At 67.3% G+C, this 12,428-nt stretch carries 13 protein-coding genes; 8 read left to right on the top strand and 5 right to left on the bottom strand.

Going from position 1 to position 12,428, the window contains the following annotated elements; translation table 11 throughout:
* Positions 1-29 precede the first annotated feature (29 nt).
* Positions 30-941: a response regulator gene (locus HU825_RS03090; protein WP_077682179.1), complete on the bottom strand. Its 912-nt coding sequence runs from the start codon at positions 939-941 to the stop codon at positions 30-32.
* 187 nt (positions 942-1,128) lie between these two features.
* Between HU825_RS03090 and HU825_RS03095 the strand changes: the two genes are divergently transcribed.
* Positions 1,129-1,926 carry a universal stress protein gene (locus HU825_RS03095; protein WP_043295485.1) on the top strand — a complete coding sequence of 266 codons (798 nt, stop codon included), beginning with the start codon at positions 1,129-1,131 and terminating at the stop codon, positions 1,924-1,926.
* Here HU825_RS03095 and HU825_RS03100 read toward each other — a convergent pair.
* Entirely contained in the window at positions 1,923-2,690 is a 768-nt protein-coding gene (locus HU825_RS03100; RefSeq protein WP_234302880.1) for a ParA family protein, read from the bottom strand. The genes HU825_RS03095 and HU825_RS03100 overlap by 4 nt on opposite strands.
* Before the next feature lie 436 nt (positions 2,691-3,126).
* On the opposite strand from HU825_RS03100, the gene HU825_RS03105 reads away from it, so the two are divergent.
* The 5 genes from HU825_RS03105 to HU825_RS03125 are packed head-to-tail and all read left to right on the top strand — an operon-like array spanning position 3,127 to position 7,699.
* The gene (locus HU825_RS03105) at positions 3,127-4,335 is read left to right on the top strand and encodes an ABC transporter substrate-binding protein (RefSeq protein WP_077682181.1); all 1,209 of its coding nucleotides are present in this window, start codon (positions 3,127-3,129) and stop codon (positions 4,333-4,335) included.
* Complete coding sequence (locus HU825_RS03110; RefSeq protein ID WP_008569572.1) at positions 4,332-5,129, top strand: ABC transporter ATP-binding protein; 798 nt, start codon at positions 4,332-4,334, stop codon at positions 5,127-5,129. The genes HU825_RS03105 and HU825_RS03110 overlap by 4 nt, the downstream gene beginning before the upstream one ends.
* Complete coding sequence (locus tag HU825_RS03115; RefSeq protein WP_008569570.1) at positions 5,122-5,826, top strand: ABC transporter ATP-binding protein; 705 nt, start codon at positions 5,122-5,124, stop codon at positions 5,824-5,826. The genes HU825_RS03110 and HU825_RS03115 overlap by 8 nt, the downstream gene beginning before the upstream one ends.
* Positions 5,826-6,716 (top strand): branched-chain amino acid ABC transporter permease, encoded by an 891-nt coding sequence (locus HU825_RS03120; protein WP_008569569.1) that lies wholly within the window; start codon positions 5,826-5,828, stop codon positions 6,714-6,716. Before HU825_RS03115 ends, HU825_RS03120 begins: the two co-directional genes overlap by 1 nt.
* The gene (locus HU825_RS03125) at positions 6,713-7,699 is read left to right on the top strand and encodes a branched-chain amino acid ABC transporter permease (protein WP_043295481.1); all 987 of its coding nucleotides are present in this window, start codon (positions 6,713-6,715) and stop codon (positions 7,697-7,699) included. The genes HU825_RS03120 and HU825_RS03125 overlap by 4 nt, the downstream gene beginning before the upstream one ends.
* 17 nt (positions 7,700-7,716) lie before the next feature.
* Here HU825_RS03125 and HU825_RS03130 read toward each other — a convergent pair whose 3' ends face one another.
* The 3 genes from HU825_RS03130 to HU825_RS03140 form a co-directional block, all read right to left on the bottom strand.
* Complete coding sequence (locus HU825_RS03130) at positions 7,717-8,511, bottom strand: thymidylate synthase (protein WP_234302881.1); 795 nt, start codon at positions 8,509-8,511, stop codon at positions 7,717-7,719.
* 75 nt (positions 8,512-8,586) lie between these two features.
* Positions 8,587-9,387 (bottom strand): prolipoprotein diacylglyceryl transferase, encoded by an 801-nt coding sequence (gene lgt, locus HU825_RS03135; RefSeq protein ID WP_077682182.1) that lies wholly within the window; start codon positions 9,385-9,387, stop codon positions 8,587-8,589.
* A gap of 9 nt (positions 9,388-9,396) precedes the next feature.
* The gene (locus HU825_RS03140; RefSeq protein WP_234302882.1) at positions 9,397-10,179 is read right to left on the bottom strand and encodes a sulfite exporter TauE/SafE family protein; all 783 of its coding nucleotides are present in this window, start codon (positions 10,177-10,179) and stop codon (positions 9,397-9,399) included.
* A gap of 213 nt (positions 10,180-10,392) precedes the next feature.
* On the opposite strand from HU825_RS03140, the gene HU825_RS03145 reads away from it, so the two are divergent.
* Both HU825_RS03145 and HU825_RS03150 read left to right on the top strand, forming a co-directional pair.
* On the top strand, positions 10,393-11,565 hold the full coding sequence (locus tag HU825_RS03145) for an NAD(P)/FAD-dependent oxidoreductase (RefSeq protein ID WP_234302883.1): 1,173 nt from the start codon (positions 10,393-10,395) through the stop codon (positions 11,563-11,565).
* Positions 11,562-12,371: an aldo/keto reductase gene (locus HU825_RS03150; RefSeq protein WP_234302884.1), complete on the top strand. Its 810-nt coding sequence runs from the start codon at positions 11,562-11,564 to the stop codon at positions 12,369-12,371. Before HU825_RS03145 ends, HU825_RS03150 begins: the two co-directional genes overlap by 4 nt.
* Positions 12,372-12,428 lie beyond the last annotated feature (57 nt).

Consider the following 12,428-nt stretch of genomic DNA (forward strand, 5'->3'; position numbering starts at 1 on the left):
CGCCTGCCGACGAACTGTGCGCGACGTGCTCAGGCGCCGGGCACGAAGTGCTTCTGCGCGGTGCCGCGCGCGATCAGTCGCGACAGGTAATCGAGCTTCTGCGCATCGCGGTCGACGAAGCGGAACGACAGCTGCAGCCACTCGCTGTCGGGCTTGGGCTCCAGCGCGGCCACTGCGTGCAGGTAGCCGTTCAGCCGAGCGATCTCGCCGCCCTCGCCCTGCTCCAGATCGAGCACGGCGCTTTCCAGCACCTGCGGCAGCAGCTCGCCGCGACGCACCACCAGCAGCGCCTCCTTCAAGCTCAGCGCCTTGATCACGCACGCCAGCGTACCGGCCGCCAGACGCAGTTGGCCTTGCCCGCGGCCGCCGGTTGCCGCGGCCGGCTTGCTCGCGGCTGGCGCGGCGGCTGGCTGCAGCAGCGGAGAAGCGGCAATCGGCGCAGCGGCCGGCGCGGGACGCACCACCTCGGCCTTGCCACCGGTCAGCGCGGCCAGCGAGTCGTTGGCCATCCCGGGCGACAGCGCGCGCACCGGCGCACTGGCGGCCAGCGCGTCGAGCTTGCCGGCGCGGCCGAGTGCCTTGCGCACCTTGCTGGTCAGTTGCTCGTTGGTGAACGGCTTGCCGATGTAGTCCGAAACCCCGGCCTGGATCGCCTGCACGACGTTCTCCTTGTCGCCGCGGCTGGTCACCATGATGAACGGAGTGGTCTTCAGTGCCTCCTGCGCGCGGCACCAGGTGAGCAGCTCGAGGCCGGACATTTCCGGCATTTCCCAATCACAGAGGATCAGGTCGAAGCGCTCGCGACCGAGCATCTGCTGCGCCTTGCGGCCGTTGACGGCCTCCTCGATGCCGATGCCGGGAAAGTGTCCGCGCAGCCCCTTCTTCACCAGATCGCGAATGAACGGCGCATCATCCACTATCAACACACTGACCTTGCTCATCCATCCCCTCCTGCGAATGCCGGCAAGCATAGCCGCAGCGTACCTACCAACAAAAGCACGGCGTCCTTCGCCGCACCTGTCCGTTGCGCCGGATCAGCGAGCGAGGCACCGCGATTGACGCAGCGCACCGCGGGACAGCGCCCGCCGGGCGCGGCATACTCGGGCTTTCCGTCACCGCGAGGCCAGCATGGTTCAGCACATTCTCGTCGCCCACGATCTCAGCCCCGAAGCCGACCTCGCCCTGCGCCGCGCCGCGCAGCTGGCGCAGCAGAGCGGTGCCCGGCTGAGCCTGCTGCATGTGCTCGACAGTCGGGGCGAGCCGCAGGACGAAGCCCTCGTGCGCGCCGATCTGCAGGCGCGCCTGCAAGCCAATGGCGCGGCGACGGCGCAACTGTGGCTGCGACACGGCCAGCCGGTGGAAGAGGTACTGACCCAGGCACAGGGGTTGGAAGCCGACCTGCTGGTCCTGGGCCGCCACCATCGCCACTCCAGCCTGGGCTTCGCCGGCACCACGCTGGAACGCATCCTGCTGGCCAGCCCGGCGCCGCTGCTGCTGGCAGCCCATCCGGCAGTCGAGCCGTACAGTTGCGCGCTCGCCGCGCTGGACTTCTCACCCTGCGCCAACCGCGCGCTGCAGATCGCCTGGCGACTGCTGCCGGCCAGCGGCGAGCTGCACGCCCTGCATATCCACGAAGTGGCCGAGATTCACGGTGCGGATGCCGATGCGCTGGCGCTGGAGCACGAACTGTTCGAGCAACTGGTCGAGGATGTTCAGGCCACGCTGCCGGACAGCGGCGCCACGCTGAGCTACAGCCTGCATCAGGGCGAGCGCAACAACTGCCTGGAGGCGGCACTGGACGAACTGCATCCGCAGTTGCTGGCGCTGGGCGGGCACAGTCGCGGCGAACTCAGCAGCGCCCTGCTCGGCAGCCTGACGCGGCAGTTCCTCGACCAACCGCCGTGCGACGTGCTGGTGGCGCGCTAGCTTTCGATCAGATCATGCAGCTCGACGAACTGCAGGCTCAGCTTGTGCCGCGGGTCGAAGTGGATCAGCGGCATGCACGCCTGGTGCGATTCGCGCATGCGCACCGAACTCATCAGGTTGACCGGTAGCACCGGCAGGCCCTCCTCCAGCAGCTCGGCGATCATCTGCTGCGGCAGCGCGGCACGCGGCTGGAACTGATTGACCACGATGCCTTCGACCTCCAGCGCCTCGTTGTGGTCCTCACGCAGGTCTTCGATCTCATCCAGCAGGCCGTACAGCGCCTGGCGCGAGAAACTGTCGCAGTCGAAGGGAATCAGGCAGCGGTCGGCGGCGATCAGCGCCGAAACGGTGTAGAAGTTCAGGGCCGGCGGCGTATCGAGATAAATCCGCTCGTAGTCGTCGGCGAGGTTGTCGAGCAGTTTGCGCAGCTTGTTGATCTTGTGCTTGGCCTCCAGCTTAGGTTGCAGGTCGGCCAGCTCGGCGGTCGCGGTGATCAGGTGCAAGTTGTCGAACGGCGTTTCGAAGATGGGCGGTCGCGCCTTCTTGCCGGCCGGGCCGCTGGCCAGCACCTGCTTGAAGAAATCGGCGATCCCGGTCGGCACGTCCTCGCCCGTCAGGCCCGTCAGGTAGTGCGTCGAATTGCCCTGTGCATCGAGATCCACCAGCAGCGTGCGATAACCCTGGGCCGCGCTCACCGCCGCCAGATTGCAGGCGATGCTGGATTTGCCGACGCCGCCTTTCTGATTGAACACCACCCTGCGCATGTCGCACCTCCCTAACCTGACCGGTCGAGTCTATACGGCAAAGATGACAAACAGATGAGCGTTCGGAAAAAACCCTAGCCGGTGGCGGCGCGATACGCGCCACACGTCCTGCCCGGTTGCGCCCGTGCGTTCCCCTGCTACGGTTAGCTCTACCGAATAAGAACAACAAGGGATCGCCGATGCGCCTCGTCAGGGCCGGCACCGCCACCCCCTGCGCAGCGTCGCGAATGCCGACGCGCCGCACCGACGCGCCGCCTCCGAGCGAGCGCTGCCGCGCTATTACGTCACCCACCCGTTCCAGGCTGCGCCCCAATCGCGCCGTCCTCCATGGACCTGCGCGGCCGCCGCTGGGCACCCGTCCGCTTGCCGCTTCGATTCTCTTCCCTGCCGGGCCAGTGAACCACTGCGCCGCGGCTCCGCACGTAAGGAGACCTGCATGAGACTTTCCGCCATCGCAACAGCAACCCTCGCGGCCGCACTCGCCACCCCGGCATCCGCCGCCGAGATTTCCGACGGCAAGGTGAAGATCGGCATCCTCAACGACCAGTCGGGGGTGTATGCCGACTTCGGCGGCAAATGGTCGTACGAGGCGGCGAAGATGGCCGCCGAGGACTTCGGCGGCAAGGTGCAGGGCATGCCGATCGAGATCGTCACCGCCGACCACCAGAACAAGCCGGACATCGCCTCCAACATCGCGCGACAGTGGTACGACCGCGAGCAGGTGGACGCGATCATGGAGCTGACCACCTCCTCCGTGGCGCTGGCGGTGCAGGGCATTTCCAAGAGCAAGAAGAAGATCAACCTGGTCACCGGCGCCGCCACCACCGAGCTGACCGGCAAGCAGTGCTCGCCCTACGGCTTCCACTGGGCCTACGACACCCATGCGCTGGCGGTCGGCACCGGCGGCGCGCTGGTGTCCCAGGGCGGCGACAGCTGGTACTTCCTCACCGCCGACTACGCCTTCGGCTACTCGTTGGAGGAGCAGACCGCCAAGTTCGTCAAATCCAAGGGCGGCGAGGTCAAGGGCGCAGTGCGCCACCCGCTGGCCACCACAGATTATTCGTCCTTCCTGCTGCAGGCGCAGTCGTCCGGCGCCAAGGTCATCGGTCTGGCCAACGCCGGCCTGGATACCGCCAACAGCATCAAGCAGGCCGCGGAGTTCGGCATCGTCGCCGGCGGCCAGCGCCTCGCCGCGCTGCTGTTCACCCTCGCCGAGGTACACGGCCTGGGCCTCGACGCCGCGCAGGGGCTGACCCTTACCGAGAGCTTCTACTGGGACCGTGACGACCAATCCCGCGAGTTCGGCGAGCGCTTCTTCAAGCGCACCGGGCGCATGCCCAACATGATCCATGCCGGCACCTACTCCGGGGTCATGCAGTATCTCAAGGCGATCGACAAGGTCGGCAGCGACGCCACCGAGCCGGTGGCCAAGGCGATGCACGAGATGCCGGTCGACGACGTCTTCGCACGCAACGCCAAGGTCGGCGCCAACGGCCGGCTGATCAGCGACGTCTACCTGATGGAGGTGAAAAAGCCGGAGGAAAGCAAGCGCGACTGGGACTATTACAAGGTGCTGGCCACCGTGCCGGGCGACGAGGCCTACCTCAAGCCGGCCGACAGCGGCTGCGAGCTGGTCGGGCAATGAGCGCAGCGGCGGCACGGCCAGAGGCGCCCGCGACGCCGCAAGCGCATCCGGTGCTGCTTGCGGCGCGTGGCCTACGCAAGGAGTTCGGCGGCTTTGTCGCGGTCAACAACGTCGACCTCGACGTGCGCCATGCGCGGGTGCATGCGCTGATCGGCCCCAACGGCGCAGGCAAGACCACGGTGTTCAACCTGCTGACCAAGTTCCTGCAGCCCACCGCCGGCAGCATCCATCTGCTCGATCAGGACATCACCCGCACCGATCCGGCCAAGGTGGCGCGCATGGGGCTGGTGCGCTCGTTCCAGATCTCCGCGGTGTTCCCGCACCTCTCGGTGCTGGACAACGTGCGCGTGGCGTTGCAGCGCCCAAACGGGCTGGCCAGCCAGTGCTGGCTGCCGCTGCGCTCGCTCAACCGGCTCAACGGCCGCGCCATGCAGCTGCTCGAATCCGTGGGACTGGCTGACCGCCGTCACGAGCCGGCGGCCGATCTGTCCTACGGGCGCAAGCGCGTGCTGGAGCTGGCCACCACGCTGGCGCTGGAGCCCAAGGTGCTGCTGCTCGACGAGCCGCTGGCCGGCATGGGCCACGAGGATGTGCACGTGGTGGCCGACATCATCCGCGAGGTGGCCACCGAGCGCGCGGTGCTGATGGTCGAGCACAACCTCAAGGTGGTTGCCGATCTCTGCCATCAGGTGACCGTGCTGCAACGCGGCGAAATTCTCACCTCCGGCGATTACCGCAGCGTCAGTCAGGACGAGCGCGTGCGGGTGGCCTACATGGGGACCGAAGATGACTGAAGCGCTGCTCAGCGTGCGCGATCTCAACGCCTGGTATGGCGAGAGCCATGCGCTGCACGGCATCGACCTGGACGTGCAGCAGGGCGAAACCGTGACCCTGCTCGGGCGCAACGGTGTGGGCAAGACCACCGCGCTGCGCGCCATCGTCGGCATTATCCGCAAGCGCAGCGGCAGCATCCGCTTCGACGGCAAGGACATGCTGCACGTGCCGCTGCATCGCACCGCGCGCCACGGCATCGGCTACGTGCCGGAGGAGCGCGGCATCTTTTCCACGCTGACGGTGGAGGAGAACCTCACCCTGCCGCCGGTGATCGCCAAGGGCGGCATGACGCTGGCGGAGATCTACCAGTTGTTCCCCAACCTCGAGGAGCGCCGCAAGAGCCCCGGCACCAAGCTCTCCGGCGGTGAGCAACAGATGCTGGCGATGGCGCGCATCCTGCGCACCGGCGCGCGCCTGTTGCTGCTCGACGAGCCCACCGAAGGCCTGGCGCCGGTGATTGTCCAGCGCATCGGCGAGGTGCTGCAGACGCTCAAGCAGCGCGGCATGACCATCCTGCTGGTGGAACAGAATTTTCGCTTCGCCAGCAAGGTCGCCGATCGCTTCTACGTGGTCGACCACGGCACGGTGATCGACCGCTTCGCCGTCGCCGAACTGCCCGGCCGCATGGCGACGCTCAACGACGCCCTGGGGGTCTGATGACGACGATCTTCGATGTACCGATCCAGGCGTTTCTCGGCCAGCTGCTGATCGGCCTGATCAACGGTTCGTTCTACGCCATGCTCAGCCTCGGCCTGGCGATCATCTTCGGCATGCTGAAGATCATCAACTTCGCCCACGGCGCGCAGTACATGATCGGCGCCTTCGCCGGCTACCTGCTGTTGGCCACGTTGGGTATCGGCTACTGGCCGGCATTGATCCTCGCGCCGCTGATCGTCGGCCTGGGCAGCGCGCTGGTCGAGCGGCTGGCACTGTCGCGGCTATACAACCTCGATCACCTCTACGGGCTGCTGTTCACCTTCGGCCTGGCGCTGGCGCTGGAAGGCGCGTTCCGCTATTTCTACGGCTCGTCCGGGCAACCCTATGCGGTGCCGAAGGAGCTGGCCGGCGGCTACAACCTGGGCTTCATGTTCCTGCCCAAGTACCGCGCCTGGGTGGTGCTGGCATCCTTGGTGATCTGCATCGCCAGCTGGCTGCTGATCGAGAAAACCAAGCTGGGCGCCTACCTGCGCGCGGCCACGGAGAACCCCACGCTGGTGCGCACCTTCGGCATCAACGTGCCGCTGCTGCTGACCTTCACCTATGGCATGGGCGCGGCGCTGGCCGGCCTCGCGGGCATGCTCGCCGCGCCGATCTACCAGGTCAGCCCGCTGATGGGCTCGAACCTGATCATCGTGGTGTTCGCCGTGGTGGTGGTCGGCGGCATGGGCTCGATCCTCGGCGCGATCCTTACCGGCTACATGCTCGGCATCCTCGAGGGGCTGACCAAGGTGTTCTACCCCGAAGCCTCCAACATCGTGATCTTCGTGATCATGGCGATCGTACTGCTGGTCCGCCCCGCCGGCCTGATGGGGAGGGACGCCGGATGAACAGTCAAACCCGCATCGTCACGACCAAGCGCCCGGCGCTGCGTCTGGAAACCCTGCTGATCGGCGTCGGGGTGCTGGCGCTGGTGCTGGCGCCGTTCTATTTCTATCCGATCTTCATCATGAAGGTGCTGTGCTTCGCGCTGTTCGCCTGCGCCTTCAACCTGCTGCTCGGCTATACCGGCATCCTCTCGTTCGGGCACGCGGCGTTCTTCGGCGGCGGAGCGTATTTCACCGCTCATGCGGTGAAGGAGTGGGGGCTGACGCCGGAACTGGGCATCCTGGTCGGCGTTGCTGGCGCCGCGCTGCTCGGGCTGGTGATCGGCTTCCTGGCGATTCGCCGCCAGGGCATCTACTCGACGATGATCACCCTGGCGCTGTCGCAGATGTTCTTCTTCTTCTGCCTGCAGGCGCCGTTCACCCACGGCGAGGACGGCATCCAGAACATCCCCCGCGGCCGGCTGTTCGGCCTGCTCGATCTCGCCGAGCCGCTGTACATGTACTTCTTCGTGCTGACGGTGTTCCTCGCCGGCCTGCTGGTGATCTGGCGGGTGATCCACTCGCCGTACGGCATGATCCTGCGCTCGATCCGCGAGAACGAGAACCGCGCGATCTCGCTCGGCTACTCGGTGGCGCGCTACAAGCTCGGCGCGTTCGTCATGTCGGCGGCGCTGGCGGGGCTGGCCGGCGGGCTCAAGGCGCTGGTGTTCCAGTTCGCCACGCTCACCGACGTCAGCTGGCAGATGTCCGGCGAGGTGGTGCTGATGACCCTGCTCGGCGGCATCGGCACGCTGATCGGCCCGGCATTCGGCGCGGCGCTGGTCACGGGGCTGGGCAACTACTTCGCCACGTCGGAGCTGCCGGTGACGCTGGTCACCGGGGTCATCTTCATGATCTGCGTGCTGGTGTTCCGCCGCGGCATGATCGGCGAGTTCTATGCCTCGCGCTTCGGCCGCCGGCTAACCCGGCGCGACGACGAGGACTGAGGCGTCCGCCACGCACGTCAGACGGCGACTGGCGCCTTGATGTGCGGATGGCTCTGGTAGCCGACCAGCTCGAAATCCTCGAAGCGGAAGGCGAACAGGTCCTGCACGGCGGGGTTGAGCTTCATCGTCGGCAACGGCAGCGGCTCGCGCGACAGCTGCAGGTCGGCCTGCTCCAGATGGTTGACGTAGAGGTGGCAGTCGCCGCCGCTCCAGATGAACTCGCCGGGCTGCAGACCACAGACCTGGGCGATCATCAGCGTCAGCAGCGCGTAGCTGGCGATGTTGAAGGGCACGCCGAGGAAGATGTCAGCCGAGCGCTGGTACAGCTGGCAGCTCAACTTGCCGTCGGCGACGTAGAACTGGAACAGCGCATGACAGGGCGGCAGCGCGGCCTGCTCGACCAGGGCCGGGTTCCAGGCCGAGACGATCAGCCGGCGCGAATCCGGATTCTTTTTGATCATCTGCAGCAGGTTGGCGATCTGGTCGACCGACTCGCCGTTCGGCCCCGGCCAGCTGCGCCACTGATAACCGTAGACCGGGCCGAGGTCGCCGTTCTCGTCGGCCCACTCGTCCCAGATCGATACGCCGTTTTCCTTCAGGTAGCCGATGTTGGTGTCGCCCTTCAGGAACCACAGCAGTTCGTGAATGATCGAGCGCAGGTGGCACTTCTTGGTGGTCACCAGCGGGAAGCCGTCGGCCAGGTTGAAACGCATCTGGTAGCCGAACACCGAATAGGTGCCGGTGCCGGTGCGGTCGCTCTTGAAGGTGCCGTGCTCGCGCACGTGGCGCATGAGGTCGAGGTACTGTTTCATCGCGGGCTCGGAACTGGAAAAAGGGGCAATGGTAAGAGGCCCCGCCGCGCTTGTCGCGCCGGCGGAGCCGGACGGTCAGGCGATGGCCTTGCGCGGGTTGTGCTTGTAGGCCCAGGCAATCATGCCGACGCCCAGCAGAATCATCGGCACGCAGAGCACCTGCCCCATCGTCAGCCAGCCGAAGGCCAGGTAGCCGAGCTGCGCATCCGGCACGCGGACGAACTCGACGATGAAACGGAAGATGCCGTAGCACACCGCGAACAGGCCGGACACCGCCATGGTCGGGCGCGGCTTGCGCGAGTAGATCCAGAGGATGACGAACAGCGCCACGCCCTCCAGGGCGAACTGGTAGAGCTGCGACGGATGCCGCGCCAGCTGTTGCGGATCGGTCGGGAAGACCATCGCCCAGGGCACGTCGGTCGCCTTGCCCCACAGCTCGGCGTTGATGAAGTTGCCGATGCGCCCGGCGCCCAGGCCGATCGGCACCAGCGGCGCGATGAAGTCCATCAGCTCGAAGAAGCTCTTGCCGTTGCGCCGGGCGAAGATCCAGGTGCACAGCAGCACGCCGAGCAACCCGCCGTGGAACGACATGCCGCCCTTCCATACTTGCAGAATCAGGCTTGGCTGATTGAGGTAAGCGGCCAGGTCGTAGAACAGCACATAACCCAGGCGGCCACCGACGATCACCCCCATCGCCACCCAGAACACCAGGTCGGAAAGCTTGTCCTTCGGCCACTCGGGGGCGAAGCGCGCGACGCGCCCGGAGGCCAGCCACCAGGCGCCGCCGATGCCGATCAGATACATCAGCCCGTACCAGTGAATCTGCAACGGGCCGATGGCAACCGCCACCGGATCAATCTGCGGGTAAGCCAGCATGGTGATTCCTCAAATCAAGAAATGGGTACCGACACTCAGCAGCAGCAGCGCGAACAGCAGCCGCAACACGCGCGGCGAAAGGCGATGCGCCAGCCGAGCACCGAGGCGGGCGAAGAACATGCTCGTCGCTGCAATACCGAGCACGGCCGGCAGATAGACGAAGCCCAGACTCCACTCGGGAAGGTCGGGCGTCTGCCAGCCGACAACGATGAAACTCACAGCCCCAGCCAGAGCGATCGGCAGGCCGCAGGCCGCCGAGGTCGCCACCGCCTGCTGCATCGGCAGGCCGCGCCAGGACAGGTAGGGCACCGACAGCGAACCGCCGCCGATACCGAAGATCGCCGACGCCCAGCCGATCACCACGCCGGCGAGCGACAACCCGGGCTTGCCGGGCTGGCCGGTGCTGGCCTTGGGACGCAGGTCAAAGGCCATCTGCACCGCCATCACGATGGCAAAGATGCCGATGATGCGCTGCAGCATCGCGCCCTGCAGCGCCGCGGCCGTCAGGCTGCCGAGCGCCGCGCCGAGCAGGATGCCGATGGTCATCCACAGCACCATCGGCCAGCGCACCGCGCCCTTGCGGTGGTGGGTGAGAATCGAATTGATCGAGGTAAAGACGATGGTGGCCAGCGACGTACCGACCGCCAGATGCGTCAGCACCTCCGGCGAGAACCCCTGGGCACCGAAGCTGAGCACCAGCACCGGCACGATGATCAGCCCGCCGCCCACGCCGAACAGCCCGGCCAGCACGCCGGCACCGCTTCCCAACAGCAGATACAGCAGAAACTCCATCGCTTCTGTCCCGGCGCAACGAAAGCGGCATGGTAGCGGAAACCGCTGCAAAACGGAGGCGGCGGTAGCGCAAACGCCCGTCACGGCAGCGAGTGCGGCGCGCATGCCCCGGCGCGGCGAATCCGGCAGGTGGGCACGGCGGTACCCAGCCGGTGGCTGCGCCAATGCCGTCGCCAGTTATACTGCCGCCCTGTTTTCCTGCGAGGTCGCGCCATGTCCGAATCCCTCAGCACCGACGTCCTCATCGTCGGCGGCGGTGTCGCCGGTCTCTGGCTCAATGCCCGCCTGCGCCGCCTGGGCTTCGCCACTCTGCTCGTCGACAAAGGCGCACTGGGCGGCGGGCAGAGCGTGAAATCCCAGGGCATCATCCACGGCGGCACCAAGTATGCGCTGCACGGCGCGCTGACCGGCGCCTCGGAAGCCATCGCCGACATGCCACGCCGCTGGCGCGAGGCGCTCGACGGCCAGGGCGAGCTGGATCTGACCGGCGTGCGGCTGCTGTCCGATGCGCACTACCTGTGGTCGCCGGGCACGCTGGCCGGCAATCTCACCAGCTTCTTCGCCAGCAAGGCGGTGCGCTCGCGGGTCGGCCAGGTCAAGGGCGATGCGCTGCCGCCGGCACTGCAGCATGCGCAGTTCAAGGGCAAGGTGTACCGCCTCAGCGAGCTGGTGCTCGACGTGCCGAGCCTGATCGCGCGCCTGGCGGAACTGGCCGGCGACAGCCTGCTGGCCGGTGAGCGGATCGAGCCGCTGCACGAGGACGGCGAGCTGGTCGGCCTGCGCGTCGACGGCCGCGCCATCCGCGCACAACGCATCGTCTTCAGCGCCGGCGGCGGCACCGCCGAGCTGCTCGCCGCCGTCGGCCTGCAGCAGCCGGCCATGCAGCGCCGACCGCTACACATGGTCATGCTCAAGGCGCCGACGCTCAAACCGCTCTACGCGCATTGCCTGGGCGGCGGCAGCAAGCCGCGGCTCACCGTGACCAGCCATCCGGCCGCAGACGGCGAATGGGTCTGGTATCTCGGCGGCGACCTGGCCGAAGCCGCCGGCGTGGCGCGCGACGAGGCCGCGCAGATCGCCGCAGCACAACAGGAACTGGCCGAACTGGTGCCGTGGATCGACCTGTCCACCGCGCGCTGGGCCACGCTGCGGATCGACCGTGCCGAGCCGGCACAGTCCAGCCTGGCGCGCCCGGACAACGCCTTCCTTGCCGAACAGGGCCGACTTTTGGTCGGCTGGCCGACCAAGCTGGCACTGTCACCGGACTTCTCCGACCGCGTCGAAGCTGCCCTCGCCCGCGACGGCATCCGCCCGGGCAACCATCCGCCCCTGCCGGCGCTGCCGCGACCGCCGGTCAGCGGTCCGTTCTGGGAGGGTCTGCTATGAGCGCCACGCTGCATGACCTGCATCGGCCGCTCGGCAGCACCGGACTGACGATCTCCCCGCTGGGCCTGGGCACGGTCAAGCTGGGCCGCGATCAGGGCGTGAAATATCCCAGCGGCTTCGCTATTCCCGACGACGCGCAGGCCCGCCGACTGCTGGCGCTGGCCCGCGAGCTGGGCATCAACCTGATCGACACCGCTCCGGCCTACGGCGTCAGCGAGGAGCGCCTGGGCCCGTTGCTGGCCGGCCAGCGCGACGACTGGGTGATCGTCAGCAAGGTCGGCGAGGAGTTCGACAACGGCCAGTCGCGCTTCGATTTCTCCGCCGCGCACACGCGCTTCTCGGTGGACCGCAGCCTCGCGCGCCTGCGCACCGACCGCATCGACCTGGTGCTGGTGCACTCGGACGGCAACGACGTGGATATCCTGCGCCACACCGAGGTCTACCAGACACTCGCCGAGCTCAAGCGCGAGGGCAAGATTCTCGCCTACGGGCTCTCCGGCAAGACCGTCGAGGGCGGCCTGCTGGCGCTGCAGGACGGCGATTGCGCGATGGTCACCTACAACCTTAACGAGCAGGCCGAACGCCCGGTGCTCGACTACGCCGCCGCCCACGCCAAGGGCATCCTGATCAAGAAGGCGCTGGCCAGCGGCCACGCCTGCCTACGGCCAGGCGAGGACCCGGTGCGACGCAGCTTCGAGCTGCTGTTCGGCCACCCCGGCGTCGGCGCGGCGATCATCGGCACCATCAACCCGCAGCATCTGATCGACAACGTGCGCACCGCCGCCGCCGTACTGACGGGCAACTGAGGCACGCCTGGGCTAGGCTGTTTCCTCCGCCCAAGGCTGCTACTGCCGAATTCGCCG

It is taken from the genome of Pseudomonas phenolilytica, from assembly GCF_021432765.1.
Lineage (GTDB): Bacteria > Pseudomonadota > Gammaproteobacteria > Pseudomonadales > Pseudomonadaceae > Stutzerimonas > Stutzerimonas phenolilytica.